Source organism: Streptomyces sp. NPDC015131 (assembly GCF_043079975.1).
In the GTDB taxonomy this organism is placed as follows: Bacteria; Actinomycetota; Actinomycetes; order Streptomycetales; family Streptomycetaceae; genus Streptomyces.
Window position 1 is genome coordinate 140233 of sequence record NZ_JBIBVB010000007.1, and the last position, 25480, is coordinate 165712.

The window sequence follows — 25480 nt, forward strand, 5'->3', positions numbered from 1 at the left end:
GGGGCGCCGGGCCGGGGGCTCAGGCGGAGAGCCCGCCCAGCGCGGCGACGGCCCAGTCGGCGATCCGGTCGGGCGGGCCGGCGACGTCGACGGCCACCCCGGCCTCGTCGTCACCGAGCGGCTGGAGCGCCGCGTACTGCGAGTCCAGCAGCGCGGTCGGCATGAAGTGCCCCTTGCGCGCGGCCATCCGCTCCTCGATCAGCCGCCGGTCGCCGGTCAGGTGCAGGAAGACCACGCCGGGCGCGGCGGCCCGCAGCCGGTCGCGGTACGCCCGCTTCAGCGCCGAGCTGCTCACCACCCCGCCGAGGCCGGCCCGCCCGTGCGCCCAGCGCCCGATGGCGTCCAGCCAGGGCCACCGGTCGTCGTCGTCCAGCGGGACACCGGCGGACATCTTGGCGATGTTCGCCGGGGGGTGGAAGTCGTCGCCCTCGGCGTACGGCACGCCGAGCCGCTCGGCGACCAGCGGACCGACGGTGGTCTTGCCGGTGCCTGCCACGCCCATCACGACGACGACCGGAGGTTGCTGCATGGAGGGTGCCTCGCTGTCTCCTCGACACCGGTGTCGTCATCGGCACCGGTCCGGACGCCACCGCGGCATCCGTCGCCGCACACTGAAACGCATCAGGTACGACGTATTCAAGAGCCTGTGACATAAAAGTCATACTTAATCTCGGCGGTTACGCTATGCACATGACGACTCAGGCGCCGGGGCTCCATACGCAGGTGCTGGACACCCTGGGCCTCGCCATCACCGCGGGGGAGTACCCGCCGGGCAGCGTGTTGCGCACCGACGAGCTGGCCCGCCGCTTCGAGGCGTCACGCACCGTGATCCGCGAGGTCGTCCGGGTGCTGGAGTCCATGCACCTCGTCGCCTCGCGCCGCCGCGTCGGCGTGACCGTGCGCCCCACCGAGCACTGGAACGTCTACGACCCCCGGGTCATCCGCTGGCGGCTGGCCGGCGCCGACCGCCCCCGGCAGCTGCGCTCGCTGACCGTGCTGCGCTCGGCGGTCGAACCGGTCGCCGCCGGCCTCGCCGCCACGCACGCCACCCCCGAGCAGTGCCGGGAGCTGACCGAGCAGGCCCTCGGGATGGTCGCCACCTCGCGCGGCGGCCGGCTGGAGGAGTACCTCGTCCACGACATCGCCTTCCACCGGGTCGTCCTCAACGCCTCCGGCAACGAGATGTTCGCCCGGCTCGGCGACGTGGTCGCGGAGGTGCTGGCCGGCCGCACCCACCACCAGGTGATGTTCGAGGACCCCGACCCGGCGGCGGTGACCCTGCACGTCCGGGTCGCCGAGGCCGTACGGGCGCGCGACGCCGCCCGGGCCGAGGAGCTGACCCGGGAGATCGCCATGGGGGCGCTGCGGGAGCTGGACGTCCTCGCGCCCTAGCCGCAGGACGTAAGCTGCTCATCGCTGATTAACCAGTCGGTAACCTCAGAAACACCTCAACTCAGCCCGTACGTGACATAGGCCACAGCCAAAACGGCCATGCAGCCGTGACTATGACCCCTGGCCCTCATGCCACGGTGACCCACCCTCGCTCACCGGCGTACGGCTGATACCGCACGACCCCTCACAAAGGCGACTTCTAGATGAGTGACCGCACCATGCCTGCGGCCGACACCCAGAGCCCCGGTTCACCGGCGGCGACGGGCGCCCCCCACATCGACGCCGGTGACGCCGGTTACAGCAAGGACCTCAAGTCCCGCCACGTCAACATGATCGCCATCGGCGGCGCGATCGGCACCGGCCTCTTCCTCGGTGCCGGCGGCCGTCTCGCGGGCGCGGGGCCCTCGCTCGCCATCGCGTACGCCGTCTGCGGCGTCTTCGCCTTCTTCGTGGTCCGGGCCCTCGGCGAGCTGGTGCTCTACCGCCCCTCCTCCGGCGCGTTCGTCTCGTACGCCCGTGAGTTCATGGGCGAGAAGGGCGCGTACACGGCCGGCTGGCTCTACTTCCTCAACTGGTCGACCACCGCCATCGCCGACATCACCGCGGCGGCCGTCTACGCGCACTACTGGGCGCTCTTCAGTGACGTCCCGCAGTGGATCCTCGCCCTGATCGCCCTCGCGGTCGTCCTGGCCGCCAACCTGATCTCGGTGAAGTACTTCGGCGAGATGGAGTTCTGGTTCGCGATCATCAAGGTCGCCGCACTGGTGATCTTCATGTGCGTCGGCATCTTCCTGATCGTCACCCAGCACGAGGTCGGCGGCCACACCCCGGGCCTGTCCACCATCACCGACAGCGGCGGCATCTTCCCCATGGGCATGCTGCCGATGCTGATGGTCGTCCAGGGCGTCGTCTTCGCCTACGCCTCCGTCGAGCTGGTCGGCGTCGCCGCCGGCGAGACCGAGAACCCCGAGAAGATCATGCCGAAGGCGATCAACTCGATCATGTGGCGCGTGGGCCTGTTCTACGTCGGTTCGGTCGTCCTGCTGGCCCTGCTGCTGCCGTACACCTCCTTCTCCGACGACCAGAGCCCCTTCGTCACCGTCTTCGACAAGCTCGGCATCCCGGGCACGGCCGGGATCATGAACCTGGTCGTCCTCACCGCCGCCCTCTCCAGCCTGAACTCCGGCCTGTACTCCACCGGCCGCATCCTGCGCTCGATGGCCATGGCGGGCTCCGCGCCCAAGTTCACCGCCCGGATGAACAAGGGCCAGGTCCCCTACGGCGGCATCCTGCTCACCGCCGCCTTCGGTGTCCTCGGCGTCGGCCTGAACTACGTCATGCCCGGCGAGGCGTTCGAGATCGTGATCAACCTCGCCTCCATCGGCATCCTCGGCACCTGGGGCATGATCATGCTCTGCTCGCTGCTGTTCTGGTTCCGCTCCAAGGAGGGCCGGGTCACCCGGCCGTCCTACCGGCTGCCCTGGGCCCCGTACACCCAGATCGTGACGCTGGTCTTCCTCGCCACCGTGCTGGTCCTCATGTGGGCCGGCGGCGGCGTCGGCCGCATCGTCGTGAACCTGATCCCGGTCATCGCGCTCCTGCTCGCCGGCGGCTGGTTCGCCGTCCGCAGGCGGGTCGCCACCCTGGCCGCCTCCCGGCCGCAGGACTGACCCCCGCGAACGCCGCTCCCGAAGCCCCCGCCGGACCCCGTCCGGCGGGGGCTTCGTGTCCGAAGTCCGCCGGTGTGCCGCCCGGGTCGGCGATAGTGGACCCGAACACGCCGTACACCAGGACGACGAAGGGAAGTGCCGCGTGACGCAGCAGGTGAAAGGGGTCGTTGCCCCGGGCCGCGACGAGCCCGTGCGGGTGGAGACGATCCTCGTACCGGACCCCGGCCCCGGCGAGGCGGTCGTCGCGGTCCAGGCGTGCGGGGTCTGCCACACCGACCTGCACTACAAGCAGGGCGGCATCAACGACGAGTTCCCCTTCCTCCTCGGCCACGAGGCCGCCGGCGTGGTCGAATCGGTCGGCGACGGCGTCACCGACGTCGCCCCGGGCGACTTCGTCGTCCTCAACTGGCGGGCCGTCTGCGGCACCTGCCGGGCCTGCCGCCGCGGCCGGCCCTGGTACTGCTTCGACACCCACAACGCCCGGCAGAAGATGACTTTGGAGGACGGCACCGAGCTGTCCCCGGCGCTCGGCATCGGCGCCTTCGCCGAGAAGACCCTGGTCGCCGCCGGGCAGTGCACCAAGGTCGACCCGGCCGTGGCCCCGGCCGTCGCCGGCCTGCTCGGCTGCGGCGTGATGGCCGGCATCGGCGCCGCCGTCAACACCGGTGAGGTCGGCCGAGGCGACACCGTCGCCGTCATCGGCTGCGGCGGCGTCGGCGACGCAGCGATCGTGGGCTCCCGCCTCGCCGGCGCGGCGAAGATCATCGCGGTGGACATCGACGACCGGAAGCTGGAGACCGCCCGCGCAATGGGCGCCACCCACACCGTCAACTCCCGCACCACCGACCCCGTCGAGGCGGTCCGCGAGCTGACCGGCGGCTTCGGCGCCGACGTCGTCATCGAGGCGGTCGGCCGCCCCGAGACGTACCGGCAGGCGTTCTACGCCCGCGACCTCGCCGGCACCGTCGTCCTCGTCGGCGTCCCCACCCCCGAGATGAAGCTGGAGCTGCCGCTCCTCGACGTCTTCGGGCGCGGCGGCGCGCTGAAGTCCTCCTGGTACGGCGACTGCCTGCCGTCCCGCGACTTCCCGATGCTCATCGACCTGCACCAGCAGGGCCGCATCGACCTCGCCGCGTTCGTCACCGAGACCATCGGCCTCGGCGACGTCGAGAAGGCGTTCGCCCGGATGCACGAGGGCGACGTCCTGCGCTCGGTGGTGGTCCTCCGATGACCGCGCGCATCGACCACCTCGTCACCTCCGGCACCTTCTCGCTGGACGGCGGCACCTGGGACGTCGACAACAACGTCTGGATCGTCGGCGACGCCACCGAGGCGATCGTCATCGACGCCGCCCACGACGCCGACGCCATCCTCGCCGCCCTCGACGGCCGCACCCTGCGGGCCATCGTCTGCACCCACGCCCACAACGACCACATCGACGCCGCCCCCGCCCTCGCCGCCGCCACCGGCGCCCGCGTCCTGCTCCACCCCGGGGACCTGCCGCTGTGGAAGCAGACCCACCCCGACCACCACCCCGACGGCGAACTGGCCGACGGGCAGACCCTCACCATCGCCGGCACCGACCTGACCGTCCTGCACACCCCCGGCCACGCCCCCGGCGCCGTCTGCCTCCACGCCCCCGACCTCGGTACCGTCTTCACCGGCGACACCCTCTTCGCCGGCGGCCCCGGCGCCACCGGCCGGTCCTTCTCCCACTTCCCGACCATCATCGACTCGATCCGCGACCGGCTGCTCGGCCTCCCACCGGACACCGTCGTCCGCACCGGTCACGGCGACACCACCACCATCGGCGCCGAGGCCCCGCACCTCCAGGAGTGGATCAACCGAGGGCACTGAGCCGCAGCCGGCTCACCCACACCCTCCGGACACCCGAGAACGGGTCGGTGAACTCCAGCGCCCGCGCCAGCAGTTGCAGCGGACGCGCGAAGTCCTCCGGCCCGTCCTCCCGGACCACCGGATACAGCGGATCGTGCAGGATCGGCACGCCCAGGCGCGCCATGTGCACCCGCAGCTGATGGGTCTGGCCGGTCGCCGGCACCAGCCGGTACCGGCCGAGCCCGCCCCGCTGCTCCAGCAGCTCGACACGGCTCTCGCTGTTCGGCTCGCCCGGCACCTCCCGCGCCGCGAGCACCCCCCGCTCCTTGACGATCCGGCCGCGCACGGTCACCGGAAGGGCCAGCGACGGGTCGTACGGAGCGACCGCCTCGTACTCCTTGCGCACCCGCCGGTCCCGGAACAGCGTCTGGTACGCGCCCCGGTCCTCCGGCCGGACCACGAACAGCACCAGCCCCGCCGTCAGCCGGTCCAGCCGGTGCGCCGGCTGGAGCCCCGGCAGCCCCAGATCCCGCCGCAGCCGCGCCAGCGCCGTCTCCGCGACATGCCGCCCGCGCGGTGTCGTCGCCAGGAAGTGCGGCTTGTCCGCCACCACGATCCGCTCGTCCCGGTGCACGATCCCCACCTCGAACGGCACCCGTTCCTCGGCCGGCAGGTCCCGGTGGAACCACACGTACCGCCCGGCCTCGTACGGCTCGTCCGCCCCGACCGGCGCCCCGTCGGCCCCGACGAACCGGCCCTCCGCGAGCATCTCCTCCACCCGCCCGGCACCGATCGCCCCCGCGTACCGCGCGAGCAGGTGGTCCCGCACCGTCGGCCACGCCCCGGCCGGATCGGCGGGCAGCCGCAGCCGTACCGGGTCGACACCGTCCCGCTGGGGCAGCGGGGCGGCCGGGGTCCTCGTTCTCCGTCTCACCGCCCCACGGTAAGCGGTGCCAGCACGGCCTCGATCCGCTCCCAGGTCTCCCGGTCGCGCGGCACGGGCGGCAGGGCCGCGCCCTCCCCGGCGCCCCAGGACACGGCCACCGCCACCGGGTCCGGCCCGGCCGCCGCGCCCGCCGCCAGCGCGGCGGCCCCCAGGGCGGTGAACTCCGCGGTACGGGGCAGGACCACGGGCCGGCCCGACAGCCGGCGCACGGTCTCCACCCAGAACCGCCCCCGGGCGCCGCCCCCGATCACCCGCAGCGGCACGTCCCGGCCCACCCGGGGCAGCGCCTCCGCCGCCCGCAGCACCGTGAACACGGCACCCTCGTAGGCCGCCCCCAGCACCTGGCGCGGTGTGGTGGTGTGCCGCACCCCGGTCAGCAGCCCCGAGGCGCCCGGGAGGTCCGGTGTCCGCTCGCCGTCCAGGTACGGCAGCAGCACCGCCTCGCCGCCCGGCTCGGCGTCCTCCCGCCCCAGACCCAGCAGCCCGGCCACCTTGTCGACGGCCAGCGTGCAGTTGAGCGTGCACCCCAGCGGCAGGCGGGTGCCGTCCGTCGCGGCGAAACCGGCCAGCGCGGCGGTGCCGGGCGGCCGGGCACGGGTGGCGGTGAAGACGGTGCCGGACGTGCCGAGGGACACCACCGGATGGTCCAGCAGTCCCCGGCCGCCCAGCCCCAGGCCCACCGCGGCGGCCATGTTGTCGCCGGTGCCCGCCGCCACCGCGACGCCCTCCGGCAGGCCCAGCTCCCGGGCCGCGGCGGCGGTCAGCGCCCCGACGCGGGTGGCGCCGGTCGGGGCGACGGCCGGGAGCAGGGCCGGGTCCAGCCCCAGCAGGTCCAGCAGTCCGGTGTCGTACGCCCCGGCCGCCGGGTCGTACCAGCCGGTGCCCGAGGCGTCCCCCGGGTCGGTCGCCGCCCTCCCGCCCAGCCGCCCGGTCAGGAAGTCGTGCGGCAGGCGCACCGCCGCCGCCCGCCCGGCGGTACCCGGCTCGTGCGCGCACAGCCACCGCCACTTGGCCGCGGTGAACGACGCCACCGGCACCGAACCGGTGCGTGCCAGCCAGCCGTCGGCGCCCAGCTCCGCGGTGAGGGCGGCGGCCTGCGGTGCCGACCGGGTGTCGTTCCACAGCAGGGCCGGGCGCAGCGGGCGGCTGGCGGCGTCCAGGACGACCAGGCCGTGCTGCTGCCCCGCGACCGCGATCCCGGTCACCGCGCGGGTGTCCCGGCCCCGGACGGCCGCGCCGACGGCCGCCACGAGCGCCCGCCACCACTCCTCGGGGTCGCTCTCGCGCGCCCCCGCTCGGCCGCTCACCGTGTGCGGCGCCCGGCCCGTGGCCAGCACCGCGCCGGTGACGGCGTCCACCAGGACGGCCTTGGTGGACTGGGTGGAGCTGTCCACACCGATGACGAGCGGGGGCGACGACGACATCCCGTACCTCTCTCTTGGCGGCAAGCCGCCCGTAGCGTATTAGTAAGGTGACAAAACAAATAGAGGCTGGAGGGCCCCGACATGCCGGATCGCTTCATCCCCGTTCCCGAGGACCGCTTCACCTTCGGACTGTGGACCGTCGGCTGGCGGGGCGCCGACCCGTTCGGCACCGCGACCCGCCCCGCCCTCGACCCGGTCGAGTCCGTCGAACGCCTGGCCGCCCTCGGCGCGTACGGCGTGACCTTCCACGACGACGACCTCGTCCCCTTCGGCTCCACCGACCCCGAACGCGACACCGCCGTCAAGCGCTTCCGCGCCGCCCTCGACCGCACCGGCCTCACCGTCCCCATGGCCACCACCAACCTCTTCACCCACCCCGTCTTCAAGGACGGCGCCTTCACCGCCAACGACCGCGACGTACGCCGCTACGCGCTGCGCAAGACCCTCCGCAACATCGACCTCGCCGTCGAGCTCGGCGCCGAGGTGTACGTCGCCTGGGGCGGCCGCGAAGGCGCCGAGTCCGGCGCCGCCAAGGACGTCCGCGCCGCGCTCGACCGGCTGAAGGAGGCGTTCGACCTGCTCGGCGAGTACGTCACCGAACAGGGCTACGACCTGCGCTTCGCCATCGAACCCAAGCCCAACGAGCCGCGCGGCGACATCCTGCTGCCCACCGTCGGCCACGCCCTCGCCTTCATCCAGCGCCTCGAACGCCCCGCACTCTTCGGCGTCAACCCCGAGGTCGGCCACGAGCAGATGGCGGGCCTCAACGTCGCGCACGGCATTGCCCAGGCGCTGTGGGCGGGCAAGCTGTTCCACATCGACCTCAACGGCCAGTCCGGCATCAAGTACGACCAGGACCTCCGCTTCGGCGCGGGCGACCTGCGCCAGGCGTTCTGGCTGGTCGACCTCCTGGAGACGGCCGGCTACCGGGGGCCGCGCCACTTCGACTTCAAGCCCGTCCGCACGGACGGCGCGGACGGGGTCTGGGAGTCGGCGCGCAACTGCATGCGGAACTACCTGATCCTCAAGGAGCGCGCCGCCGCGTTCCGGGCCGACCCCGAGGTCCAGGAGGCCCTCGCGGCGTCCCGCGTCCCGGAGCTGCTGCGCCCCACCGCCGAGGACGGCCTCGCGGCGCTCCTCGCGGACCCCACGGCGTACGAGGACTTCGCCCCGACGAAGGCGGCGGCACGCTCAATGTCCTACGAACGCCTCGACCAACTGGCCTGGACCCACCTCCTGGCGGCCCACTGAAGGACCGGGCGCGAGGCCCCCGTTCCGCTCCGCTGTGGGCGGCGCGCGCCCCCGGCCCCGGTGTGGCCGTCGCCTCCGCGGTCCCCCCCGTTGTGGGCGGTCCCGTCGGGCCGGGCCCCCACCCCCGTTGTGGGCAATCGTCCCGCAGGGCGATGGGGGTCCCCCCTGCTCGAGCGAAGCCGAGAGCTTGGGGGAGGGTGGGCACAACGGGGCCCCCGCGTTGTGGGCATTCGTTCCGCTGGGGCGGAACGGGTGGGCACAACGCACCCGGGGCGGTGCCTGTTCCTGGGGTGCGCCCCGGGGCGGTGCCGGTGGGTGGGGGGTGTGGCCCCTCCGGGCTCACCTCCTCGCGGTCGGCGGGGTACCCGACCGGTCCGGTGACCGTGCGACGCCGCCGATCCGCTGCGGGGGCGACCCTGCACGGCCCCACCCCGGTGGTACGCCGACTGCAGGGCGGTGGGTGGTGGGCACGGCCCCGCCCGGCCGTCGGCCGACTGCGGGACGGTGGGGACAGGGGCGCAGGCACCGCGCCGGGCGTCAGCCGTACGCCGCCGGGTCCGCCGCCACCTCGCGTACCACCACCGCCGCCGCCCCCCGCGCCGCGTCCCCGGACGACGACGAGCCCCGCAGCCGCCCGTCACCCGCCCGCCACAGCCCCGACACCACCCGCCCGGACAGCTCCCGCTCCGCGGCGGGGGCCAGCCACGGCACCAGCGGCCGGTAGATCCCGCCGAGCACCACCGCCTCGGGGTCGAGGAGGTTCACCGCTCCGGACAGCACCAGGCCCAGCATCCGGCCGGCCCGCTCCAGGGCCGCGACGGTCCGGGCGTCGCCCGCGCGGGCCCGCTGCTCCAGCTCCGGCACCGCGTCGAGGCCCGCGCCCCGCAGCAGCGCGTCCTGGCCGGCGTACTGCTCCAGGCAGCCCCGCGCACCGCACCGGCACGGCGGCCCGTCCGGGTCGGCGACCGCGTGACCGATCTCCCCGGCGAAGCCGTGCGCCCCGCGCAGCAGCCCGCCGCCGACGACGACCGCGCCGCCCACCCCGGTCTCGCCCGACAGGTACAGGAAGTCCCGCACCGGCTCGGGCCCGGCGCCCACCCCGAACCACAGCTCCGCGAGCGCCGCCGCGTCGGCCTCGTTGTCGGACCCGATCGGGAGCGCGGGGCGGCCTGGCCGCAGCGCGGTCAGGGCCGAGGCGAACAGGGACTGCGCCGCCACCCCGTTCCAGCCCAGGTTGGGCGCCTGGCGCACCCTCCCGCCGGACACCAGCCCCGGCAGGGCCAGCCGGACGCCGACCGCGTCCAGGTCCTGGCCGGCCGCAGAGTCCAGTGTCCGCGCCGCGATCCGCGCGGCCCGCTCCAGCACCTCTCCGGGCGCGGCGGAACGGTTGTCCACGTACTCGGTGAGCCGCACCCGGTCGGCGCCGGTGAGGTCGACCACGCACACGGACACGTAGTCGACGTTGATCTCGACGCCCAGCCCGGCCGGGCCGGTGAGGGCCACGCGCAGCGCGGTGCCGGGCCGTCCGGCCTGCCCGCTGAAGGTCTTGCCCCGCTCGGTGAGGAAGCCGGCCGCCAGCAGCTGTTCCACCAGGGAGGACACCGCCGCCCGGGTCAGGCCCACGCGGGCCGCGACCGCCGCGCGGGTGGTCTCGCCCTCGTCGCGTACGGTCCGCAGCACGAGGCTCAGGTTGTGCCGGCGCACGGTGTCCTTGTCGGCCTTGGACGCCGCCGGGCCGGGAGAGGTCGTCATGGTGCGGCCGAGCCTATGCGAAGGGTGTGCGCACACGAGCGCGGGCCCGGTCTGCCGACCGGGCCCGCGCTTCTCTGTGTCCGAGGGGGGACTTGAACCCCCACGCCCGATAAAGGGCACTAGCACCTCAAGCTAGCGCGTCTGCCATTCCGCCACCCGGACAAGGTGTCTGTCTCACGGCCCGCGGCCGTTCCGACGTGGAAAACCATAGCAAACATTGGGAGGGCTCGATCACGCCCCCGCCACCGCCGGGGGAGGGGGCAGGATGGGAGGACCCAGCAGCAGCGACGCGGGAGGAACAGCGTGAGCGAGTCGAGCACGGCGCGGACCACCGGGGTGACCGGCGAGGACGAGGTCACCGACCTCTGCCGCGATCTGATCCGGATCGACACCAGCAATTACGGCGACCACTCGGGCCCGGGGGAGCGGGCGGCCGCCGAGTACGTCGCCGAGAAGCTCGCCGAGGTGGGCCTGGAGCCGAAGATCATCGAGTCCCACAAGGGGCGCGCCTCCACGGTGGCGCGGATCGCCGGCGAGGACCCCTCCCGGCCCGCGCTCCTGATCCACGGCCACACCGACGTCGTCCCGGCCAACGCCGACGACTGGACGCACCACCCGTTCTCCGGGGAGATCGCCGACGGCTGCGTGTGGGGCCGGGGGGCGGTCGACATGAAGGACATGGACGCGATGACCCTCGCGGTCGTGCGGGACCGGCTGCGCAGCGGCCGGAAGCCGCCGCGGGACATCGTCCTGGCGTTCCTCGCGGACGAGGAGGCGGGCGGCACGTACGGGGCGCGCCACCTGGTGGACAAGCACCCGGACCTCTTCGAGGGCGTGACGGAGGCGATCGGCGAGGTCGGCGGCTTCTCGTTCACCGTCAACGAGAACCTGCGCCTGTACCTGGTGGAGACCGCCCAGAAGGGCATGCACTGGATGCGGCTCACCGTCGACGGCACGGCGGGGCACGGGTCGATGACCAACTCGGACAACGCCATCACCGAGCTGTGCGAGGCGGTGGGGCGGCTGGGGCGGCACACCTGGCCGGTGCGGGTCACCAAGACGGTGCGGTCGTTCCTCGACGAGTTGTCCGACGCGCTGGGCACCCCGCTGGACCCGGAGGACATGGACGCCACGCTGGCCAAGCTGGGCGGCATCGCCAAGATGGTGGGCGCCACCCTGCGCAATTCGGCCGCCCCGACCATGCTCGGCGCCGGGTACAAGGTCAATGTCATCCCGGGGCAGGCGGTCGCCCATGTCGACGGGCGTTTCCTGCCGGGGTACGAGGAGGAGTTCCTGGCCGACCTCGACCGGCTGCTCGGGCCCCGGGTGCGGCGCGAGGACGTGCACGCGGACAAGGCGCTGGAGACCAGCTTCGACGGGGACCTGGTGGACGCCATGCAGTCGGCCCTGCGGGCGGAGGACCCGATCGCCCGCGCGGTGCCGTACATGCTCTCCGGCGGCACCGACGCCAAGTCCTTCGACGACCTCGGCATCCGCTGCTTCGGTTTCGCGCCGCTGCGGCTGCCGCCGGAGCTGGACTTCGCCGGGATGTTCCACGGCGTGGACGAGCGCGTTCCGGTGGACGGCCTGAAGTTCGGCGTCCGGGTGCTGGACCGTTTCATCGACGCGAGCTGAGGCCCGGCCCGACGACCCGCAATAGTCGGCTGAAACGAAACTCCAATAATCGCCCGCCTGTGCACATCTGACCGAAAAGGGTGAACGGCGTCATGGGCACGTAGCCCGATTACCTCCCTGTCGTTACAGGTGGTGCGGTCCGCGGCTGGGACCGCATTGCCAACAAGGAGGAATAATGATCAAGAAGGTCGCCGCTGTCGCGGTTGCCACCGGCGGGCTGGTTCTGGCGGGCGCGGGCATGGCCATGGCCGACGCGGGCGCGCAGGGTGCCGCCGTGGGCTCCCCGGGTGTCCTTTCGGGCAACCTGGTCCAGGTTCCCGTCCACGTCCCGATCAACGCCTGTGGCAACACGGTCAACGTCATCGGCCTGCTGAACCCGGCCTTCGGCAACGTCTGCGTCAACGACTGACGCTGAGCCTCGACCCGTAGTGGTCCGAGCCCGGCCGGCCCCGGAGCGCGCGCCATGCGCTCCGGGGCCGCTGGACATTCGTGCCTCCGGGCGCTGTGCCCGGAGGTATACCGGAAGCCTAGAAGGCAGGAACCAGCTATGCGACAGGTCACGCGAAAGGGCCTGACCATCGTGGCGGCCGCGGGCGGCGTACTCGCCCTCGGCGGCGGATTCGCCCAGGCGCACACCGGCGCCGACGCGCACGGAGCCGCGACGAACTCCCCGGGCGTCGCGTCCGGGAACAACGTCCAGGCACCCGTGAGCGTGCCGGTGAACGCGTGCGGCAACACCGTGAACGTCGTCGGCGCGCTCAACCCGTCCTTCGGGAACAAGTGCGTCAACAAGTCCAGCGGTGCCCAGGCCAAGGGCGTCGCCGCGAAGTCCCCCGGTGTCGCCTCGGGGAACAACGTCCAGGCGCCGGTCAGCGTGCCGGTCAACGCCTGCGGCAACAGCGTCGACGTGGTGGGGGCGCTCAACCCGTCGTTCGGCAACGGATGCGGCAACGGGCACCGGCACAACCCCGGCCCGGACAACCCCGGCAACCCGGGGGACCCGGACGAGCCCGGTAACCCCGGTGACCCGGACGAGCCGGGCAACCCCGGTGACCCGGACGAGCCGGGCAACCCGGGGGACCCGGACGAGCCCGGTAACCCCGGTGACCCGGACGAGCCCGGCAACCCGGGGAACCCCGACGAGCCCGGCAACCCGGGGACGCCGGACACCCCGGGCACGCCGGACAGCCCGGACGAGCCCGGTTCGGAGATCGAGCCCAACGAGCCCGGCGCGCACACCGTCGTCCCGCCCAAGGCGGACGACGAGCTGGCGATGACCGGTGCCGCCCCGCTCGGCATGCTCATCCCGGCGGGCGCCGGCCTGCTGCTCGGCGGCACGGTGCTCTACCGCCGCACCCGGCAGTCCTCGTAGTCCCCGCACCCGCGGAGACGACGGAGCGGGCCCCGCGGTCGCGGGGCCCGCTCCGTGCCGTTCGCCACCCTCACCAGGTGGCGCGCACCTGACGGATGATGCGCCGTCGCAGCCGCACACGGCGGCTGCCGTCCCGGTGCAGACTCAGTCGGTCCAACTCCCAGTGTCCGTACTCGGCGTGGTCGGTCAGCAGGCGCGCCGCCTCCTTGCGGGAGACCCCGCGCGGCACGTACACGTCGACAAATTCGTATTCCGGCATCGCATCTATTGTGCGGGCACGGGCCCGGTACGGATAGCGTCTGCACTATGTCTGATGCTGCGCAGCCCACCGCTGCCGAGGTACGCGCCGCCGCCGAGGCGGTCAAAGCCGCACTGGACCGTCACCTGGAGGCGGTCGAGAACCGCACGGGCGATGACGACCCGGCCGTCTACGCCGCCTTCAACGCCCTCGCCACCGCCGCCGAGGCGTACGACGAGCGGCTCTACGACCGCTACGACGAGGTCACCCCGTTCGAGATCCCCGGAGTGGAGGATTCCCTCCCGCCGTACGACGGCCCCGAGGAGCCGAACGCGCTGACCGTGCTGATCCGCCGCGACTACGCGGTGGTCGAGCCACAGCGCCTGCTGGCGCAGGCGCAGCGGATCGCGGACCTGGACCGGGACGGCGAGGGGGCGCCGGCCGCCGCCGTCGTGGGCCGGAGCGTCCATGCGGCGCTGGGGGTCATGTTCGGCGAGTTCGAGCCGGACGAGATCGCCTCGCGGCACAAGGAGTTCGGCCTGGAGGAGGGCGACTCCACCCTCTGGGTGTCGGCCGCCGACGAGCTGCCGGAGCCGGGGGAGTGGCTGAGCACCCCCTTCGACCAGGCCGACCCGGGCCGGGTGGTCTGCCGCTTCGACGTCAGCGCGGTCTTCGACGAGGACGACATCCACGGCGATCCGGAGGACACCCGCCCGGACGCCGTCTGACGCCTCCTGGAGCCCTTCCGGCCCGCCCGGCACCCCGCCGGGCGGGCCGGTCCGCGTGTCAGTCCTCCTCGGGCGCCAGGAGCCCCTCCAGCAGGCCCCGCAGCCGGGTGGTGCGGGCGGGCGGCAGCTTCTCCGCCACCGCGCGGGGAAGGGCCTGGTCGACGCCGTGGACCACCGAGAGGTGCCGCTCGCCCCGGCCGAACGCGGTGTAGACCCACGCCCGGTCCAGCGCCCCGGCCGCGTCGCCGGGCAGCACGACCACCGCCGCCGGCCACCGGGCGCCCACCGCCTGGTGCGCGGTCAGCGCCCAGCCGTGCCGCAGCGCCGTGTCCACCCGGTCCCGGTCCACGACCACCCGCTCACCCGCGCAGTCCAGGTGCAGCCCGTCCGCGTCCGCCGAGACGACGGTGCCCGTCCGGGTCCGGCCCGGCACCGGCGCGTAGGCGATCCGGTCACCCGGGTCGAAGCCGCCGAAACGGCCCGGTCCCGGGTTCAGCCGCTCCTTCAGCGCCGCGTTCAGCGCCCGGGTCCCGGCGGCACCGCCGTGGCCCACGGTGATCACCTGGGTCCGGTCGGCCGGTACGCCGATCGCGCGCGGCACCGAGTCGGCGACGAGCTGCACCGTGCGGTGCACGGCCTCGCCCGCGTCCCGCACGGGGACGATCACGACCTCCTTGCCCGGCGCCTCCACCTGGGTCAGCTCGCCGACGCCGATCCCGGAGACCAGCTCGCCGATCGGCCCCGGGTCCGGCGTGCGCGACGCGACCTGGGGGCAGGCCCGGGCCGCCAGCACATCGGCGAACACCCGCCCGGCGCCCGCCGACCACAGCACCCCCGGGTCGCCGCTCAGCACCAGGCGGCACCCGTCGGGCAGCGACTCCACGAGCATCGCGGCCGTCTCCACGTCCAGCTGGGGGGCGTCCAGCACCACCAGCAGGTCCAGCGCCAGTGCCCCGTCCTCGTCCCGCCCGGGCCCGGCGCTCCCCGCCAGCAGGCCGGCGACGGTCACCACGTCCCCGGCGGCGTCCCCGGCGGGGCCGTCGGCGAGCCGGCGGCGGCCGTCCTCGGTGTGGGTCGCCACGGCCGCCCGCAGGCCCAGCTCCCGGGCCGCTCCGGCCAGGGCCGCCGCCTCGGCGCGGGCCGCCTCGCCGCCCGTGTGCGCGACCAGCCCGTGCCCGGCGAGCGCGCGGGTCAGCTCGCCGGGCGCGGCGGCCTCCCAGCGGGCGTCCGGCCCGGTCCTGGCGAGCCGGGCCAGTCCGTCGGCGAGGCTCTCCTCCGCCAGCGCGTACCGGTCGAGACCCAGCAGCACCGGGACCGGCTCGGCCTCCTCCGCCCGCTCGTCCTGCTCCTCCTCGCCGGCCCCGGGCTCCTCGTGCTCGTCCGCCCCGTCGTGGAAGACCAGCACCGCGCCCTCGGCGACCGCGTGCCGCACCGCCTCCTCCGGGTCGGGTACGGCGAACCCGGCCAGCGCCGCCCGCGCCTCCCCGGCCTCCAGCGCGGTGCTGCCGCGCAGGGCCGCCCGCTGGAGCACCCAGCCGAGCAGCGCCACGGCCCGGCGCCCGTCCCCGGGGCCGGCCTCCGGGCCCAGCAGCGCCCGGGCGAAGCCGTCGGCCTGCTCGGGGCGCACCCCCGGGACGGCCAGCAGCTGCCAGGGGTCCTCGCGCAGCACGTCGGCCGCCGCCTCCCCGAGCGCCGCGGCCACCGGGGCGGCGAGCGCCGCCGGGGCGCCGCCCTCGCCGAGGACGGCCACCACGGCCTCGACCGTCTCGGGCGCGGCCACCGGCGCCGGGCGGGCCGGTGCCGGCACCACCGGCCGCGCGGCGGGCACCGGCTCCGGGGCGGCCCTGCGGGGCGCGAGGGCGGGCGAGTCGAAGACCGCCGTACCGGACGAGGCGCCGCTCTCCACCGCCCGTACCGCCGCCAGCAGGTCGGCCGCCGTGCCGCTGAGCTTGCCGCCCGCCTCGACGGGCCCGGCCTTCTCGGCCTTGCGCTGCTCGATGCGCGCCCGCAGCTCCCGCTGGGCCGCCAGCTCCGCCTCCGCCTCGCTGACCCCGGCGGCGGCACCCTCCGCCCCTTCGGCGGCGGCCTCCCCGGCCCCGCCCTCGGCGGCGTCCTCGGCGGCGTCCGGCGCGGGCGCGACGGGCTCGGGGGCGCCCGGGCCGGTGCGCTCCGCGTCGGCGGGCGCGGCGGCGTCCTGGTCGTCGTCGGCCGGGGGAAGCGCGGTCACAGCGTGCTCCAGTCCTGATCGGGATAGCGGTGCACGGGCGCCGACACGTCGTCGAGCGCCCGGCGGATCTCGTCAGGAAGACTAAGGCTCTCCACTGACAATGCCGCCGTGAGCTGCTGCGCGTTGCGCGCGCCCACCACCGGCGCCACCACGCCCGGCCGGTCCCGCACCCAGGCGAGCGCCACCTGCAGGGGTGTGGCCGCCAGCCCGTCGGCGGCCGTGGCCACCGCGTCGACGATCCGGGACGCCGCCTCGTCCAGATAGGGCTCCACGAAGGGCGCCATGCGCTCCGACGCGCCGCGCGAGTCGGCGGGGGTGCCCTGCCGGTACTTCCCCGTCAGCACCCCGCGCCCGAGGGGCGACGACGGCAGCAGTCCGACACCGAGGTCCCGCGCGGCCGGCAGCACCTCCCGCTCCACGCCCCGCTGGAGCAGCGAGTACTCCATCTGGGTGCTCGCCAGCCGGGCCCGCGCCCCGCCGGGGGAGAGCTGCCAGGTGGCGGCCTTCGCCAGCTGCCACCCGCAGTAGTCGGCCACGCCGACGTACCGCGCCCGGCCGCTGCTCACCGCGATGTCCAGGGCGTGGAGCGTCTCCTCCAGCGGGGTGCCGGGGTCGTAGGCGTGCACCTGCCACAGGTCGACGTAGTCCGTGCCGAGCCGCGCCAGGGAGGCGTCCAGCGCCGCCAGCAGATGGCCGCGCGACGCGTCGACCCGCCGGTCCGGGTCGGGGACGCTGCCCGCCTTGGTGGCGATGACCAGGTCCCGCCGGGGGACCAGGCGCTCCGTCAGCCGGCCGAGCACGTACTCGGCCTCGCCGCCGCCGTACACGTCCGCCGTGTCCAGCAGGGTCCCGCCGGCCTCCCAGAACGCTTTGAGCTGGTCCGCCGCGTCGTGCTCGCCGGTGTCCCGCCCCCAGGTGAGGGTGCCGAGGCCGATCCGGGACACACGCAGGCCGGTACGGCCGAGATGCCTCTGCTCCATGGCCGCGAGATTACTGGCCAGAGCCCCACGCGGAGAGAGCCTGTGGACAACCCGGCGGCCGGGTGCGCCCTTCCCCCTCCTGACGGGCGGGGGGCCCGCGCGCTAGAGTCCGGACGCGGATCGTTACTGATCAGTACGGAGTCGACGAGTAAGGGGACCGGCTATGCGGCTCGGCATCAACCTCGGCTACTGGGGAGCGGGCATGGACGGCGACAACCTCGCCGTCGCCCAGGAGGCGGACCGCCTCGGGTACGACGTCTGCTGGGCCGCCGAGGCGTACGGCTCGGACGCCCCGACCGTCCTGTCCTGGGTCGCGGCCCAGACGGAGAGCATCGACGTGGGCTCGGCGATCATGCAGATCCCGGCCCGCCAGCCCACCATGACGGCCATGACGGCGGCCACCCTCGACTCGCTCTCCGGCGGCCGCTTCCGGCTGGGCCTGGGCGTCTCCGGGCCCCAGGTCTCCGAGGGCTGGTACGGCGTCAGGTTCGACAAGCCGCTCGCCCGCACCCGCGAGTACGTCGAGATCGTGCGCAAGGCCATGGCCCGTGAGCGGCTGACCCACGAGGGCGAGCACTGGACCCTCCCGCTGCCCGGCGGGCCGGGCAAGCCCATCAAGCTGACGGTCCACCCGCAGCGCGAGCACATCCCGCTCTACATCGCGGCGATCGGCCCCAAGAACCTGGAGCAGACCGGCGAGATCGCCGACGGCGCGCTGCTCATCTTCCCGTCGGCCGAGCACCTGGAGGAGACCGCGCTGCGCCACCTCCGCGCGGGCCGCGAGAAGGCCGGGCTGACCATGGACGGCTTCGACGTGTGCCCGACCCTCCCGCTGGCCGTCGGCGACGACGTGACCGGGCTCGCCGACATGTTCCGCCCGTACACCGCCCTGTACGTCGGAGGCATGGGCAGCCGCAAGCAGAACTTCTACAACCAGCTCGCCCGGCGCATGGGGTACGAGAAGGAGGCGGCCGAGATCCAGGACAAGTACCTGGGCGGCGACAAGGCCGGTGCCGCGGCGGCCGTCCCGCACCGGCTGATCGACCAGACGGCGCTGCTCGGCCCGGTGGAGCGGATCGCCGACCGGATGCAGGCCTACGCGGCGGCCGGCGTCACCACCCTCACCCTCGCCCCCGCCGGCTTCACGCTCGACGAGCGGATCGCGGCGCTGCGGGCGGGCACCGAGGCCCTGGAGCGCTCCGGCCTGGCGGACTGAGTCCGGCGGAGGCCGGGCGCACCCGGACACACCTGCGGCCGTGGTGGGGGCTCGGGGTCATCCCCGCCACGGCCGTCGCGCTGCACAACGCGCCAGGCCCCCGCGGGGTTACTCCCGGGAGCCCCGCCGGTTCGCTCGCCGCCCCGCGCGCCCCCGCAGTGCGCCATCCGGCGGACTTCCCCGCCGGTGCTGTTGCCACTCCCTTCCCGCGGCATTTGACTCGTTCTCCGCGGAAATGCTCCGCGGAGTCGCGCGGCCTGCCCGCGGACGCGCCTATGGAGGTGGCATTGATGCTGTCGGCCCGGAGCCTGTTCCAGGAGATCGTCGACAACGACGACTCCTTCCAGCTGTTCTGTTCCATCGCGGCGAGCGGGGAGGCCCAGGGCGGCTGGGAGAACGCCCGTATCGCCGCCCTCCTGCCCGACAGCATGCGGGACCTCGCCCCCAAGGTCACCCGGCACGGCGCCGACGAGGACAAGCACGGCCGCATCTTCAACGCCCTCCTCAAGAAGCGCGGTCTGGAGCCCGTCGCCGTACCGCCGGAGACCGACTACACGATGCTCCTGGAGCAGCGCGGCATCGGCCTCACCCATGACAAGCTGCGCCGGGACCAGCCCCTGACGGAGCAGGACGTCCTCGTCTACCTCTCGCACAGCCGGGTCACCGAACAGCGCGCCGCCGACCAGATGGACATGCTCGTCAAGTACTTCGGCGACCACCCCGAAGTCGGCAAGGCCATCCGGATGATCTGCAACGACGAGGACAACCACCTCGCGTACTGCCACGAGGAGCTGCTCGGCCTGGCGTACGCCGGACACGGCCGCGCCATCCAGCGCACCCTGCGCCAGTGCGCGCTGGCCGAGATCGCCGTCTACCGCGACGTCAGCCTCGCCGTGATGGACCACATGGGACGCATCCTGAACTGGCCCACCGCCAAGCGGACCGCGCTGGCCCTGGGCATCCACGCCATGTTCGCGTACGAGCGGGCCGGCGGCTGGCGCCGCATGGTGTCCCTGGCGATGCCGGAGCGCCGCAACGCCCTGGGCGGCCCCGCGGAACCCGCCCCGGCCTTCTGACCGCCCGCCCCGCGCCCCCGCCGGGGCGGGCGCCCTACAGCCAGCCCCGGCGCTTGAACAGGCGGTGCAGGCCCACCACGGCCACCGCCATCAGCACGACCACCGACGGATAGCCCCACGCCTGGTGCAGCTCCCACATGTGGTCGAAGTTCATGCCGTAGACGCCCGCCACCATCGTCGGCACCGCGGCCATCGCCGCCCACGCCGAGATCTTGCGCATGTCGTCGTTCTGCCGCACGCCCATCTGCGCGAGGTGGGCCGACAGGATGTCCGACAGCAGCCGGTCCAGCCCCTCCACCTGCTCGGTGGCGCGGGTCAGGTGGTCGCTGACGTCCCGGAAGAAGGGCTGCGCCTCCGCGCTCACGAACCGCACGCCGCCGCCCGCGAGACGGGCCATCGGGGCGGCCAGCGGGCCGGTCGCCCGGCGGAACTCCAGCACCTGGCGCTTGAACGTGTAGATCCGCGCCGCGGTGTTCTTGGCGTCCCCGCCCACCGGCTGGAAGACCTCCGTCTCCATCTCCTCCAGGTCCACCTGGAGCTCGCCCGCCACCTCGATGTAGTGGTCGACGACCGCGTCGCTGATCGCGTACAGCACGGACGTGGGCCCCTGCCGCAGCACCTCCGGCTCCGCCTCCAGCCGCTTGCGCACGGCCGCCAGCGGGGCGCCCTCGCCGTGCCGGACGGTCACCGCGAACGAGTCGCCGACGAAGACCATCAGCTCGCCGGTCCGCACGGTGTCGCTCTCCGGCTCGTACACGACCGGCTTGAGCACCATGAACAGCGAGTCGTCGTAGATCTCCAGCTTGGGCCGCTGGTGCGCCTTCAGCGCGTCCTCGACCGCCAGCGGGTGCAGGCCGAACTCCTCGGAGACATGGGCGAACTCCGCCTCCGTCGGCTCGTGCAGACCGATCCAGAGGAACGAGTCGCCCGAGTCCGCCGCCCGGGCCGCCGCCAGCGCGTCGGAGAAGTCGGACGGCCCGTCGCTGCGGTGCCCGTCCCGGTAGATGGCACAGTCCACGATCACGGCGCGTATTCTCCCCCGGTCCGGGTGCTCACGCACGCGTGAAGGTGCTTAGGCTGGCAGGCATGGCCACGTTGATCCTCGTACGGCACGGACGCTCGACCGCCAACACCGCCGGCGTACTGGCGGGCTGGACCCCCGGGGTCGCCCTCGACGAGCGGGGCGCCGCGCAGGCCGCCGCGCTGCCCGGCCGGCTGGACGGGGTGCCGCTCGCGGCCGCCGTCACCAGCCCCCTCCAGCGGTGCCTGGAGACGCTCCGGCCGCTGCTGGACGCCCGGCCCGGACTGCCGCTGCACACCGACGAGCGGATCGGCGAGTGCCACTACGGTGACTGGTCCGGCCGCAAGCTCGCCGAACTCGCCGACGAGTCCCTGATGGAGGCCGTGCAGCACCACCCCTCCTCGGTGTCCTTCCCCGGCGGCGAGTCCATGCGCGCCATGCAGGCGCGCGCCGTCGACGCCGTACGCGAGTGGGACGCGCGCGTGGAGGCGGAGAACGGGCGGGACGCGGTCTGGCTGTTGTGCTCGCACGGCGACATCATCAAGTCGCTCGTGGCCGACGCCCTCGGCATGCACCTCGATCTTTTCCAGCGGATCCATGTGGATCCTTGTTCCGTGACGGCGATCCGTTACACCCGTCTGCGGCCGTCACTTCTGCGGCTCGGGGACACCGGGGACTTCGGCGCGCTGATCCCGCACGAGGCTCCGGGCGGTGCGGCGGCGGAGGTGGGCGGCGGCGCGGGGGCACCGTGATCCAATCGCACAGTAGGGTGGACGGGCCGCAGCGCGGTCCGTAACCGAGCAAGGGAGAGGGAACGTGTCCCGTCAGGTGTTCCTCTATGACCCACCGGAGCGCTTCGTGGCCGGCACGGTCGGGCTGCCTGGGCGCCGGACGTTCTTCCTCCAGGCCTCCGCCGGGGGCCGGGTCACCAGCGTCGCCCTGGAGAAGACGCAGGTGGCCGCCCTCGCCGAGCGGATCGACGAGCTCCTCGACGAGGTCGTCCGCCGCACCGGGGGCAATGCCCCGGTCCCGGCGGTCGCCCCCTCCGACGTCGCCGACACCGCGCCCCTGGACGCGCCTGTGGAGGAGGAGTTCCGCGTCGGCACCATGGCCCTGGCCTGGGACGGCGAGGAGCAGCGCATGATCGTCGAGGCCCAGGCGCTGGTCGAGCTGGACGTGGAGTCCGAGGAGGACCTCGCGGAGGCCGAGGAGCGGCTGCTCCAGGACGAGGAGAACGGCCCGCCCATGCTGCGGGTCCGGCTCACCGGGGCGCAGGCGAGGGCGTTCGCCAAACGCGCCCTGGACGTGGTCAACGCCGGCCGGCCGCCGTGCCCGCTGTGCAGCCTGCCGCTCGACCCGGAAGGACACGTATGCCCGCGCCAGAACGGATACCGCCGGGGGGCGTGACGGCGGTGGAGCTGCTCGACCTGCTCGCCAAGGGCGAGCTGACGGTGCGCGGCCAGGTCCGTGAGGCGTCCAACGCGGTGCTGTTCTGCTCCGTCGCGTACGACGGCAGGGAGGCCGACTGCGTCTACAAGCCGGTCGCGGGGGAGCGCCCCCTGTGGGACTTCCCCGACGGGAACCTGGCCCAGCGCGAGGTCGCGGCGTACGAGGTCTCCGAGGCGACCGGGTGGGGCCTGGTCCCGCCGACCGTGCTGCGCGACGGCCCCTTCGGGCAGGGCATGGTCCAGCAGTGGATCGAGGGCGACCCGTCCGCGTCGCTGCTGGCCCTGGTGGAGGACGAGGAGCCGGGGGAGGGCTGGAAGGCGGTGGGCCTCGCCCAGGTCGGCGACGACCGCACCGCGCTGCTGGTGCACGCCGACGACGCCCGCCTGCGGCGGCTCGCCGTGCTCGACGCGGTCATCAACAACGGCGACCGCAAGGGCGGGCACCTGCTGCCCGCGCCGGACGGGACGCTGTACGCCATCGACCACGGCGTCAGCTTCCACGTGGACGACAAGCTGCGCACCCTGCTGTGGGGCTGGGCGGGCGAGCCGCTGCCCGCCGAGGCCCTGGAGGTGCTGGAGCGGCTGGACACCGCCCTGGCGCCGGACGCGCCGCTGGCCGCCCGCCTCGCGGAGCTGATCACCCCGGACGAGGTCGCGGCCCTCCGCTCCCGGGTCGCCGCCCTGCGCTCCTCGGGCCGCCACCCGGAACCCTCCGGCGAGTGGCCGGCCATTCCCTGGCCGCCGGTCTGACGCACCCCGGGCGCCCACCCCGATCGCACATCCGGGCGAGTCGCGCAAGAGGGCGTGTTCGGTCAGGTTTTCCCCATCCGGTTCGTATCCGGAACAGGCATCCGGTTACGCTCGTGACATGCATGCCTGGCCCGCTTCTGAGGTCCCCGCCCTGCCCGGCAAGGGCCGCGACCTCCGGATCCACGACACCGCGACCGGCGGACGAGTCACCCTCGCCCCCGGCCCCGTCGCCCGTATCTACGTCTGCGGCATCACGCCGTACGACGCGACCCACATCGGTCACGCGGCGACCTACAACGCGTTCGACCTCGTTCAGCGCGTGTGGCTCGACACCAAGCGGCAGGTCCACTACGTCCAGAACGTCACCGACGTCGACGATCCGCTCCTGGAGCGCGCCGTCCGCGACGGCATCGACTGGGAGTTCCTCGCCGAGCGCGAGACCTCGCTGTTCCGCGAGGACATGACCGCCCTGCGGATGCTCCCGCCCCGCCAGTACATCGGCGCCGTCGAGGCCATACCCGGCATCGTGCCGCTGGTCGAGCGGCTCCGCGACGCGGGCGCCGCCTACGAGCTGGACGGCGACATCTACTTCTCCGTCGAGTCCGACCCGCACTTCGGCGAGGTCTCCCACTACGACGCCGAGCTGATGCGCGCCCTGTCCGCCGAGCGCGGCGGCGACCCCGAGCGCCCCGGCAAGAAGAACCCGCTCGACCCGATGCTGTGGATGGCGGCCCGCGAGGGCGAGCCGAGCTGGGACGGTGCGAGCCTCGGCCCCGGCCGGCCCGGCTGGCACATCGAGTGCGTGGCCATCGCCCTCGACCACCTCGGCATGGGCTTCGACGTCCAGGGCGGCGGCTCCGACCTGGTCTTCCCGCACCACGAGATGGGCGCCTCGCACGCCCAGGCGCTCACCGGGGAGCACCCCTTCGCCCAGGCGTACGTGCACGCCGGGATGGTCGCCCTGCACGGCGAGAAGATGTCCAAGTCCAAGGGCAACCTGGTCTTCGTCTCCGCGCTGCGCCGCCAGGGCGTCGACCCGGCCGCCATCCGGCTCGCCCTGCTGGCGCACCACTACCGCGCCGACTGGGAGTGGACCGACCAGGTCCTGACGGACGCCGCGGAGCGGCTCGGCCGCTGGCGCGCCGCCGTCTCCCGCCCGGACGGGCCGTCCGCCGACGCCCTGGTCGACGAGGTGCGCGAGGCCCTCGCCGACGACCTCGACGCCCCGGCCGCCCTGGCCGCGGTGGACCGCTGGGTCACCCGCCAGGAGGCGGACGGCGGCACCGACGAGGGCGCGCCCGGCCTGGTTTCCCGTACCGTCGACGCCCTGCTCGGCGTGGCGCTCTGAGCGTCCACCGGCCCCGGTGACACGACGAGGGGGCGGCACCCGGTTCCGGGTGCCGCCCCCTCGTCGTGTCCGGCGCCGTCAGTCCCCGGAGGGCTCCGGGGAGCCGCCCTCGCCGCTCTCGTCGTCCGTGCCCGGCTCCGTGCCCTGCTCCCCGGCCCTGGGCGGCTTCGGCGGGCGCGTACGCCCGCTGGAGCTGTCCCGCAGGTACGAGCTGTCGCCGACCTCGGTCGCGTGCCCGCCGGGGGCGGCCGGACCGCCGTCCCGCCGCCGCAGGTACCGCTCGAACTCGCGGGCGATGGCCTCGCCCGACGCCTCCGGGAGCTCCGCGGTGTCCCGCGCCTCCTCCAGCGTCTGCACGTACTCCGCGACCTCGCTGTCCTCCGACGCGAGCTGGTCGACCCCCACCTGCCAGGCCCTGGCGTCCTCGGCCAGCTCACCCAGCGGGATGCGGAGGCCGATGAGGTCCTCCAGCCGGTTCAGCAGGGCCAGCGTCGCCTTGGGGTTGGGCGGCTGCGACACGTAGTGCGGCACCGCCGCCCACAGGCTCACCGCCGGGACCCCCGCGTGCGTGCACGCCTCCTGGAGGATGCCGACGATGCCCGTCGGGCCCTCGTACCGCGTCTCCTCCAGGTCCATGGTGCGCGCCAGGTCCGGGTCGGAGGTGACCCCGCTGACCGGCACCGGCCGGGTGTGCGGGGTGTCGCCGAGCAGCGCGCCGAGGATCACCACCATCTCCACGCCCAGCTCATGGGCGAAGCCGAGCAGCTCGTTGCAGAACGAGCGCCAGCGCATCGAGGGCTCGATGCCCCGTACCAGCACCAGGTCGCGGGGCTTCTCGCCGCCGATCCGGACCACCGAGAGCCGGGTGGTCGGCCAGGTGATCTTCCGTGCACCGCCGTCCAGGTACACCGTGGGCCGGTTGACCTGGAAGTCGTAGTAGTCCTCGGCGTCGAGCGCCGCGAACACCTCGCCCTTCCACTCCCGTTCCAGGTGTGCGACCGCGGTGGAGGCGGCGTCGCCGGCGTCGTTCCAGCCCTCGAACGCGGCCACCATGACCGGGTCGATCAGCTCGGGTACCCCCTCGAGCTCGATCACCCAGGCCTCCTTCCGAAGTTCCGTGCGTACGGACCAACCTTACGGCTTTCCGGGGCTCCTCCCGCAGCCCTCGCA

24 protein-coding genes and 1 tRNA gene are annotated in these 25480 nt (G+C 74.0%); 15 read left to right on the top strand and 10 right to left on the bottom strand.

Features of this window, described 5'->3' with window-relative positions; translation table 11 throughout:
• Positions 1–19: 19 nt before the first annotated feature.
• On the bottom strand, positions 20–529 hold the full coding sequence (locus ACF08D_RS26305) for a gluconokinase (protein WP_392225851.1): 510 nt from the start codon (positions 527–529) through the stop codon (positions 20–22).
• A gap of 161 nt (positions 530–690) precedes the next feature.
• Here ACF08D_RS26305 and ACF08D_RS26310 point away from each other — a divergent pair, with 161 nt between their 5' ends.
• From ACF08D_RS26310 to ACF08D_RS26325, 4 genes are all read left to right on the top strand, one after another.
• Entirely contained in the window at positions 691–1392 is a 702-nt protein-coding gene (locus ACF08D_RS26310; RefSeq protein ID WP_392225853.1) for a FadR/GntR family transcriptional regulator, read from the top strand.
• A gap of 203 nt (positions 1393–1595) precedes the next feature.
• Complete coding sequence (locus ACF08D_RS26315; RefSeq protein ID WP_392225855.1) at positions 1596–3062, top strand: amino acid permease; 1467 nt, start codon at positions 1596–1598, stop codon at positions 3060–3062.
• A gap of 142 nt (positions 3063–3204) precedes the next feature.
• Positions 3205–4293 carry an S-(hydroxymethyl)mycothiol dehydrogenase gene (locus tag ACF08D_RS26320; protein WP_392225857.1) on the top strand — a complete coding sequence of 363 codons (1089 nt, stop codon included), beginning with the start codon at positions 3205–3207 and terminating at the stop codon, positions 4291–4293.
• Positions 4290–4919, top strand: coding sequence for an MBL fold metallo-hydrolase (locus ACF08D_RS26325; protein ID WP_392225858.1), 630 nt, complete (start codon positions 4290–4292; stop codon positions 4917–4919). The genes ACF08D_RS26320 and ACF08D_RS26325 overlap by 4 nt, the downstream gene beginning before the upstream one ends.
• Here the strand turns inward: ACF08D_RS26325 and ACF08D_RS26330 are convergent.
• Together ACF08D_RS26330 and xylB are read right to left on the bottom strand one after the other, a co-directional pair.
• Positions 4903–5832 (bottom strand): RluA family pseudouridine synthase, encoded by a 930-nt coding sequence (locus ACF08D_RS26330; protein WP_392225860.1) that lies wholly within the window; start codon positions 5830–5832, stop codon positions 4903–4905. The genes ACF08D_RS26325 and ACF08D_RS26330 overlap by 17 nt on opposite strands.
• The gene (gene xylB, locus ACF08D_RS26335) at positions 5829–7268 is read right to left on the bottom strand and encodes a xylulokinase (RefSeq protein ID WP_392225862.1); all 1440 of its coding nucleotides are present in this window, start codon (positions 7266–7268) and stop codon (positions 5829–5831) included. The genes ACF08D_RS26330 and xylB overlap by 4 nt, the downstream gene beginning before the upstream one ends.
• Positions 7269–7349: 81 nt before the next feature.
• On the opposite strand from xylB, the gene xylA reads away from it, so the two are divergent.
• Positions 7350–8519: a xylose isomerase gene (gene xylA, locus ACF08D_RS26340; RefSeq protein ID WP_392225864.1), complete on the top strand. Its 1170-nt coding sequence runs from the start codon at positions 7350–7352 to the stop codon at positions 8517–8519.
• Between the two features lie 537 nt (positions 8520–9056).
• On the opposite strand, the gene ACF08D_RS26345 is transcribed toward xylA, so the two are convergent.
• Positions 9057–10271 carry an ROK family protein gene (locus tag ACF08D_RS26345; RefSeq protein WP_392225866.1) on the bottom strand — a complete coding sequence of 405 codons (1215 nt, stop codon included), beginning with the start codon at positions 10269–10271 and terminating at the stop codon, positions 9057–9059.
• Between the two features lie 77 nt (positions 10272–10348).
• Positions 10349–10433, bottom strand: a tRNA-Leu gene (locus ACF08D_RS26350).
• Between the two features lie 141 nt (positions 10434–10574).
• Between ACF08D_RS26350 and ACF08D_RS26355 the strand changes: the two genes are divergently transcribed.
• The 3 genes from ACF08D_RS26355 to ACF08D_RS26365 all read left to right on the top strand — a co-directional run bounded on the left by ACF08D_RS26355 (position 10575) and on the right by ACF08D_RS26365 (position 13278).
• Positions 10575–11906: a M20/M25/M40 family metallo-hydrolase gene (locus ACF08D_RS26355; RefSeq protein ID WP_392225867.1), complete on the top strand. Its 1332-nt coding sequence runs from the start codon at positions 10575–10577 to the stop codon at positions 11904–11906.
• A 175-nt stretch (positions 11907–12081) separates the two neighbouring features.
• Positions 12082–12315 (top strand): chaplin, encoded by a 234-nt coding sequence (locus ACF08D_RS26360; RefSeq protein ID WP_392225869.1) that lies wholly within the window; start codon positions 12082–12084, stop codon positions 12313–12315.
• 138 nt (positions 12316–12453) lie between these two features.
• Entirely contained in the window at positions 12454–13278 is an 825-nt protein-coding gene (locus tag ACF08D_RS26365; RefSeq protein WP_392225871.1) for a chaplin family protein, read from the top strand.
• 70 nt (positions 13279–13348) lie between these two features.
• On the opposite strand, the gene ACF08D_RS26370 is transcribed toward ACF08D_RS26365, so the two are convergent.
• Positions 13349–13537, bottom strand: a complete 189-nt coding sequence (locus ACF08D_RS26370; protein ID WP_030354641.1) for a DUF5703 family protein — start codon at positions 13535–13537, stop codon at positions 13349–13351.
• 47 nt (positions 13538–13584) lie between these two features.
• On the opposite strand from ACF08D_RS26370, the gene ACF08D_RS26375 reads away from it, so the two are divergent.
• Entirely contained in the window at positions 13585–14244 is a 660-nt protein-coding gene (locus ACF08D_RS26375) for a hypothetical protein (protein WP_392225874.1), read from the top strand.
• Positions 14245–14302: 58 nt separating this feature from the next.
• Here ACF08D_RS26375 and ACF08D_RS26380 read toward each other — a convergent pair whose 3' ends face one another.
• Both ACF08D_RS26380 and ACF08D_RS26385 read right to left on the bottom strand, forming a co-directional pair.
• Positions 14303–16483 carry a helix-hairpin-helix domain-containing protein gene (locus tag ACF08D_RS26380; protein ID WP_392226358.1) on the bottom strand — a complete coding sequence of 727 codons (2181 nt, stop codon included), beginning with the start codon at positions 16481–16483 and terminating at the stop codon, positions 14303–14305.
• A complete protein-coding gene (locus tag ACF08D_RS26385; protein WP_392225876.1) occupies positions 16468–17451 on the bottom strand; it encodes an aldo/keto reductase in 984 nt (327 codons plus the stop codon). The genes ACF08D_RS26380 and ACF08D_RS26385 overlap by 16 nt, the downstream gene beginning before the upstream one ends.
• Before the next feature lie 163 nt (positions 17452–17614).
• Between ACF08D_RS26385 and ACF08D_RS26390 the strand changes: the two genes are divergently transcribed.
• Both ACF08D_RS26390 and ACF08D_RS26395 read left to right on the top strand, forming a co-directional pair.
• Positions 17615–18667, top strand: a complete 1053-nt coding sequence (locus tag ACF08D_RS26390) for an LLM class F420-dependent oxidoreductase (RefSeq protein WP_392225877.1) — start codon at positions 17615–17617, stop codon at positions 18665–18667.
• Positions 18668–18957: 290 nt separating this feature from the next.
• Entirely contained in the window at positions 18958–19743 is a 786-nt protein-coding gene (locus tag ACF08D_RS26395) for a ferritin-like domain-containing protein (RefSeq protein ID WP_392225879.1), read from the top strand.
• A 34-nt stretch (positions 19744–19777) separates the two neighbouring features.
• On the opposite strand, the gene corA is transcribed toward ACF08D_RS26395, so the two are convergent.
• Positions 19778–20776, bottom strand: coding sequence for a magnesium/cobalt transporter CorA (corA, locus tag ACF08D_RS26400; RefSeq protein WP_392226360.1), 999 nt, complete (start codon positions 20774–20776; stop codon positions 19778–19780).
• Between the two features lie 53 nt (positions 20777–20829).
• Between corA and ACF08D_RS26405 the strand changes: the two genes are divergently transcribed.
• From ACF08D_RS26405 to mshC, 4 genes are all read left to right on the top strand, one after another.
• Positions 20830–21516, top strand: coding sequence for a histidine phosphatase family protein (locus ACF08D_RS26405; protein ID WP_392225881.1), 687 nt, complete (start codon positions 20830–20832; stop codon positions 21514–21516).
• 64 nt (positions 21517–21580) lie between these two features.
• Complete coding sequence (locus ACF08D_RS26410; RefSeq protein WP_392225883.1) at positions 21581–22171, top strand: DUF3090 domain-containing protein; 591 nt, start codon at positions 21581–21583, stop codon at positions 22169–22171.
• Entirely contained in the window at positions 22135–22962 is an 828-nt protein-coding gene (locus ACF08D_RS26415; RefSeq protein ID WP_392225885.1) for an SCO1664 family protein, read from the top strand. Before ACF08D_RS26410 ends, ACF08D_RS26415 begins: the two co-directional genes overlap by 37 nt.
• 118 nt (positions 22963–23080) lie before the next feature.
• Positions 23081–24310: a cysteine--1-D-myo-inosityl 2-amino-2-deoxy-alpha-D-glucopyranoside ligase gene (gene mshC, locus ACF08D_RS26420; RefSeq protein WP_392225887.1), complete on the top strand. Its 1230-nt coding sequence runs from the start codon at positions 23081–23083 to the stop codon at positions 24308–24310.
• A gap of 78 nt (positions 24311–24388) precedes the next feature.
• Here mshC and ACF08D_RS26425 read toward each other — a convergent pair whose 3' ends face one another.
• Complete coding sequence (locus ACF08D_RS26425; RefSeq protein WP_392225888.1) at positions 24389–25405, bottom strand: PAC2 family protein; 1017 nt, start codon at positions 25403–25405, stop codon at positions 24389–24391.
• Between the last annotated feature and the right edge of the window lie 75 nt (positions 25406–25480).

What these genes read in the sequence shown, in the direction of transcription:
- ACF08D_RS26415 (WP_392225885.1), top strand. Translation starts at nt 22,135, where the DNA reads ATGCCCGCGCCAGAACGGATACCGCCGGGGGGCGTGACGGCGGTGGAG.
- ACF08D_RS26395 (WP_392225879.1), top strand. Translation starts at nt 18,958, where the DNA reads ATGCTGTCGGCCCGGAGCCTGTTCCAGGAGATCGTCGACAACGACGAC.
- xylA (WP_392225864.1), top strand. Translation starts at nt 7,350, where the DNA reads ATGCCGGATCGCTTCATCCCCGTTCCCGAGGACCGCTTCACCTTCGGA.
- ACF08D_RS26310 (WP_392225853.1), top strand. Translation starts at nt 691, where the DNA reads ATGACGACTCAGGCGCCGGGGCTCCATACGCAGGTGCTGGACACCCTG.
- mshC (WP_392225887.1), top strand. Translation starts at nt 23,081, where the DNA reads ATGCATGCCTGGCCCGCTTCTGAGGTCCCCGCCCTGCCCGGCAAGGGC.
- ACF08D_RS26315 (WP_392225855.1), top strand. Translation starts at nt 1,596, where the DNA reads ATGAGTGACCGCACCATGCCTGCGGCCGACACCCAGAGCCCCGGTTCA.
- ACF08D_RS26325 (WP_392225858.1), top strand. Translation starts at nt 4,290, where the DNA reads ATGACCGCGCGCATCGACCACCTCGTCACCTCCGGCACCTTCTCGCTG.
- ACF08D_RS26305 (WP_392225851.1), bottom strand. Translation starts at nt 529, where the DNA reads ATGCAGCAACCTCCGGTCGTCGTCGTGATGGGCGTGGCAGGCACCGGC.
- ACF08D_RS26390 (WP_392225877.1), top strand. Translation starts at nt 17,615, where the DNA reads ATGCGGCTCGGCATCAACCTCGGCTACTGGGGAGCGGGCATGGACGGC.
- xylB (WP_392225862.1), bottom strand. Translation starts at nt 7,268, where the DNA reads ATGTCGTCGTCGCCCCCGCTCGTCATCGGTGTGGACAGCTCCACCCAG.
- ACF08D_RS26370 (WP_030354641.1), bottom strand. Translation starts at nt 13,537, where the DNA reads ATGCCGGAATACGAATTTGTCGACGTGTACGTGCCGCGCGGGGTCTCC.
- ACF08D_RS26365 (WP_392225871.1), top strand. Translation starts at nt 12,454, where the DNA reads ATGCGACAGGTCACGCGAAAGGGCCTGACCATCGTGGCGGCCGCGGGC.
- ACF08D_RS26375 (WP_392225874.1), top strand. Translation starts at nt 13,585, where the DNA reads ATGTCTGATGCTGCGCAGCCCACCGCTGCCGAGGTACGCGCCGCCGCC.
- ACF08D_RS26385 (WP_392225876.1), bottom strand. Translation starts at nt 17,451, where the DNA reads ATGGAGCAGAGGCATCTCGGCCGTACCGGCCTGCGTGTGTCCCGGATC.
- ACF08D_RS26360 (WP_392225869.1), top strand. Translation starts at nt 12,082, where the DNA reads ATGATCAAGAAGGTCGCCGCTGTCGCGGTTGCCACCGGCGGGCTGGTT.
- ACF08D_RS26345 (WP_392225866.1), bottom strand. Translation starts at nt 10,271, where the DNA reads ATGACGACCTCTCCCGGCCCGGCGGCGTCCAAGGCCGACAAGGACACC.
- ACF08D_RS26405 (WP_392225881.1), top strand. Translation starts at nt 20,830, where the DNA reads ATGGCCACGTTGATCCTCGTACGGCACGGACGCTCGACCGCCAACACC.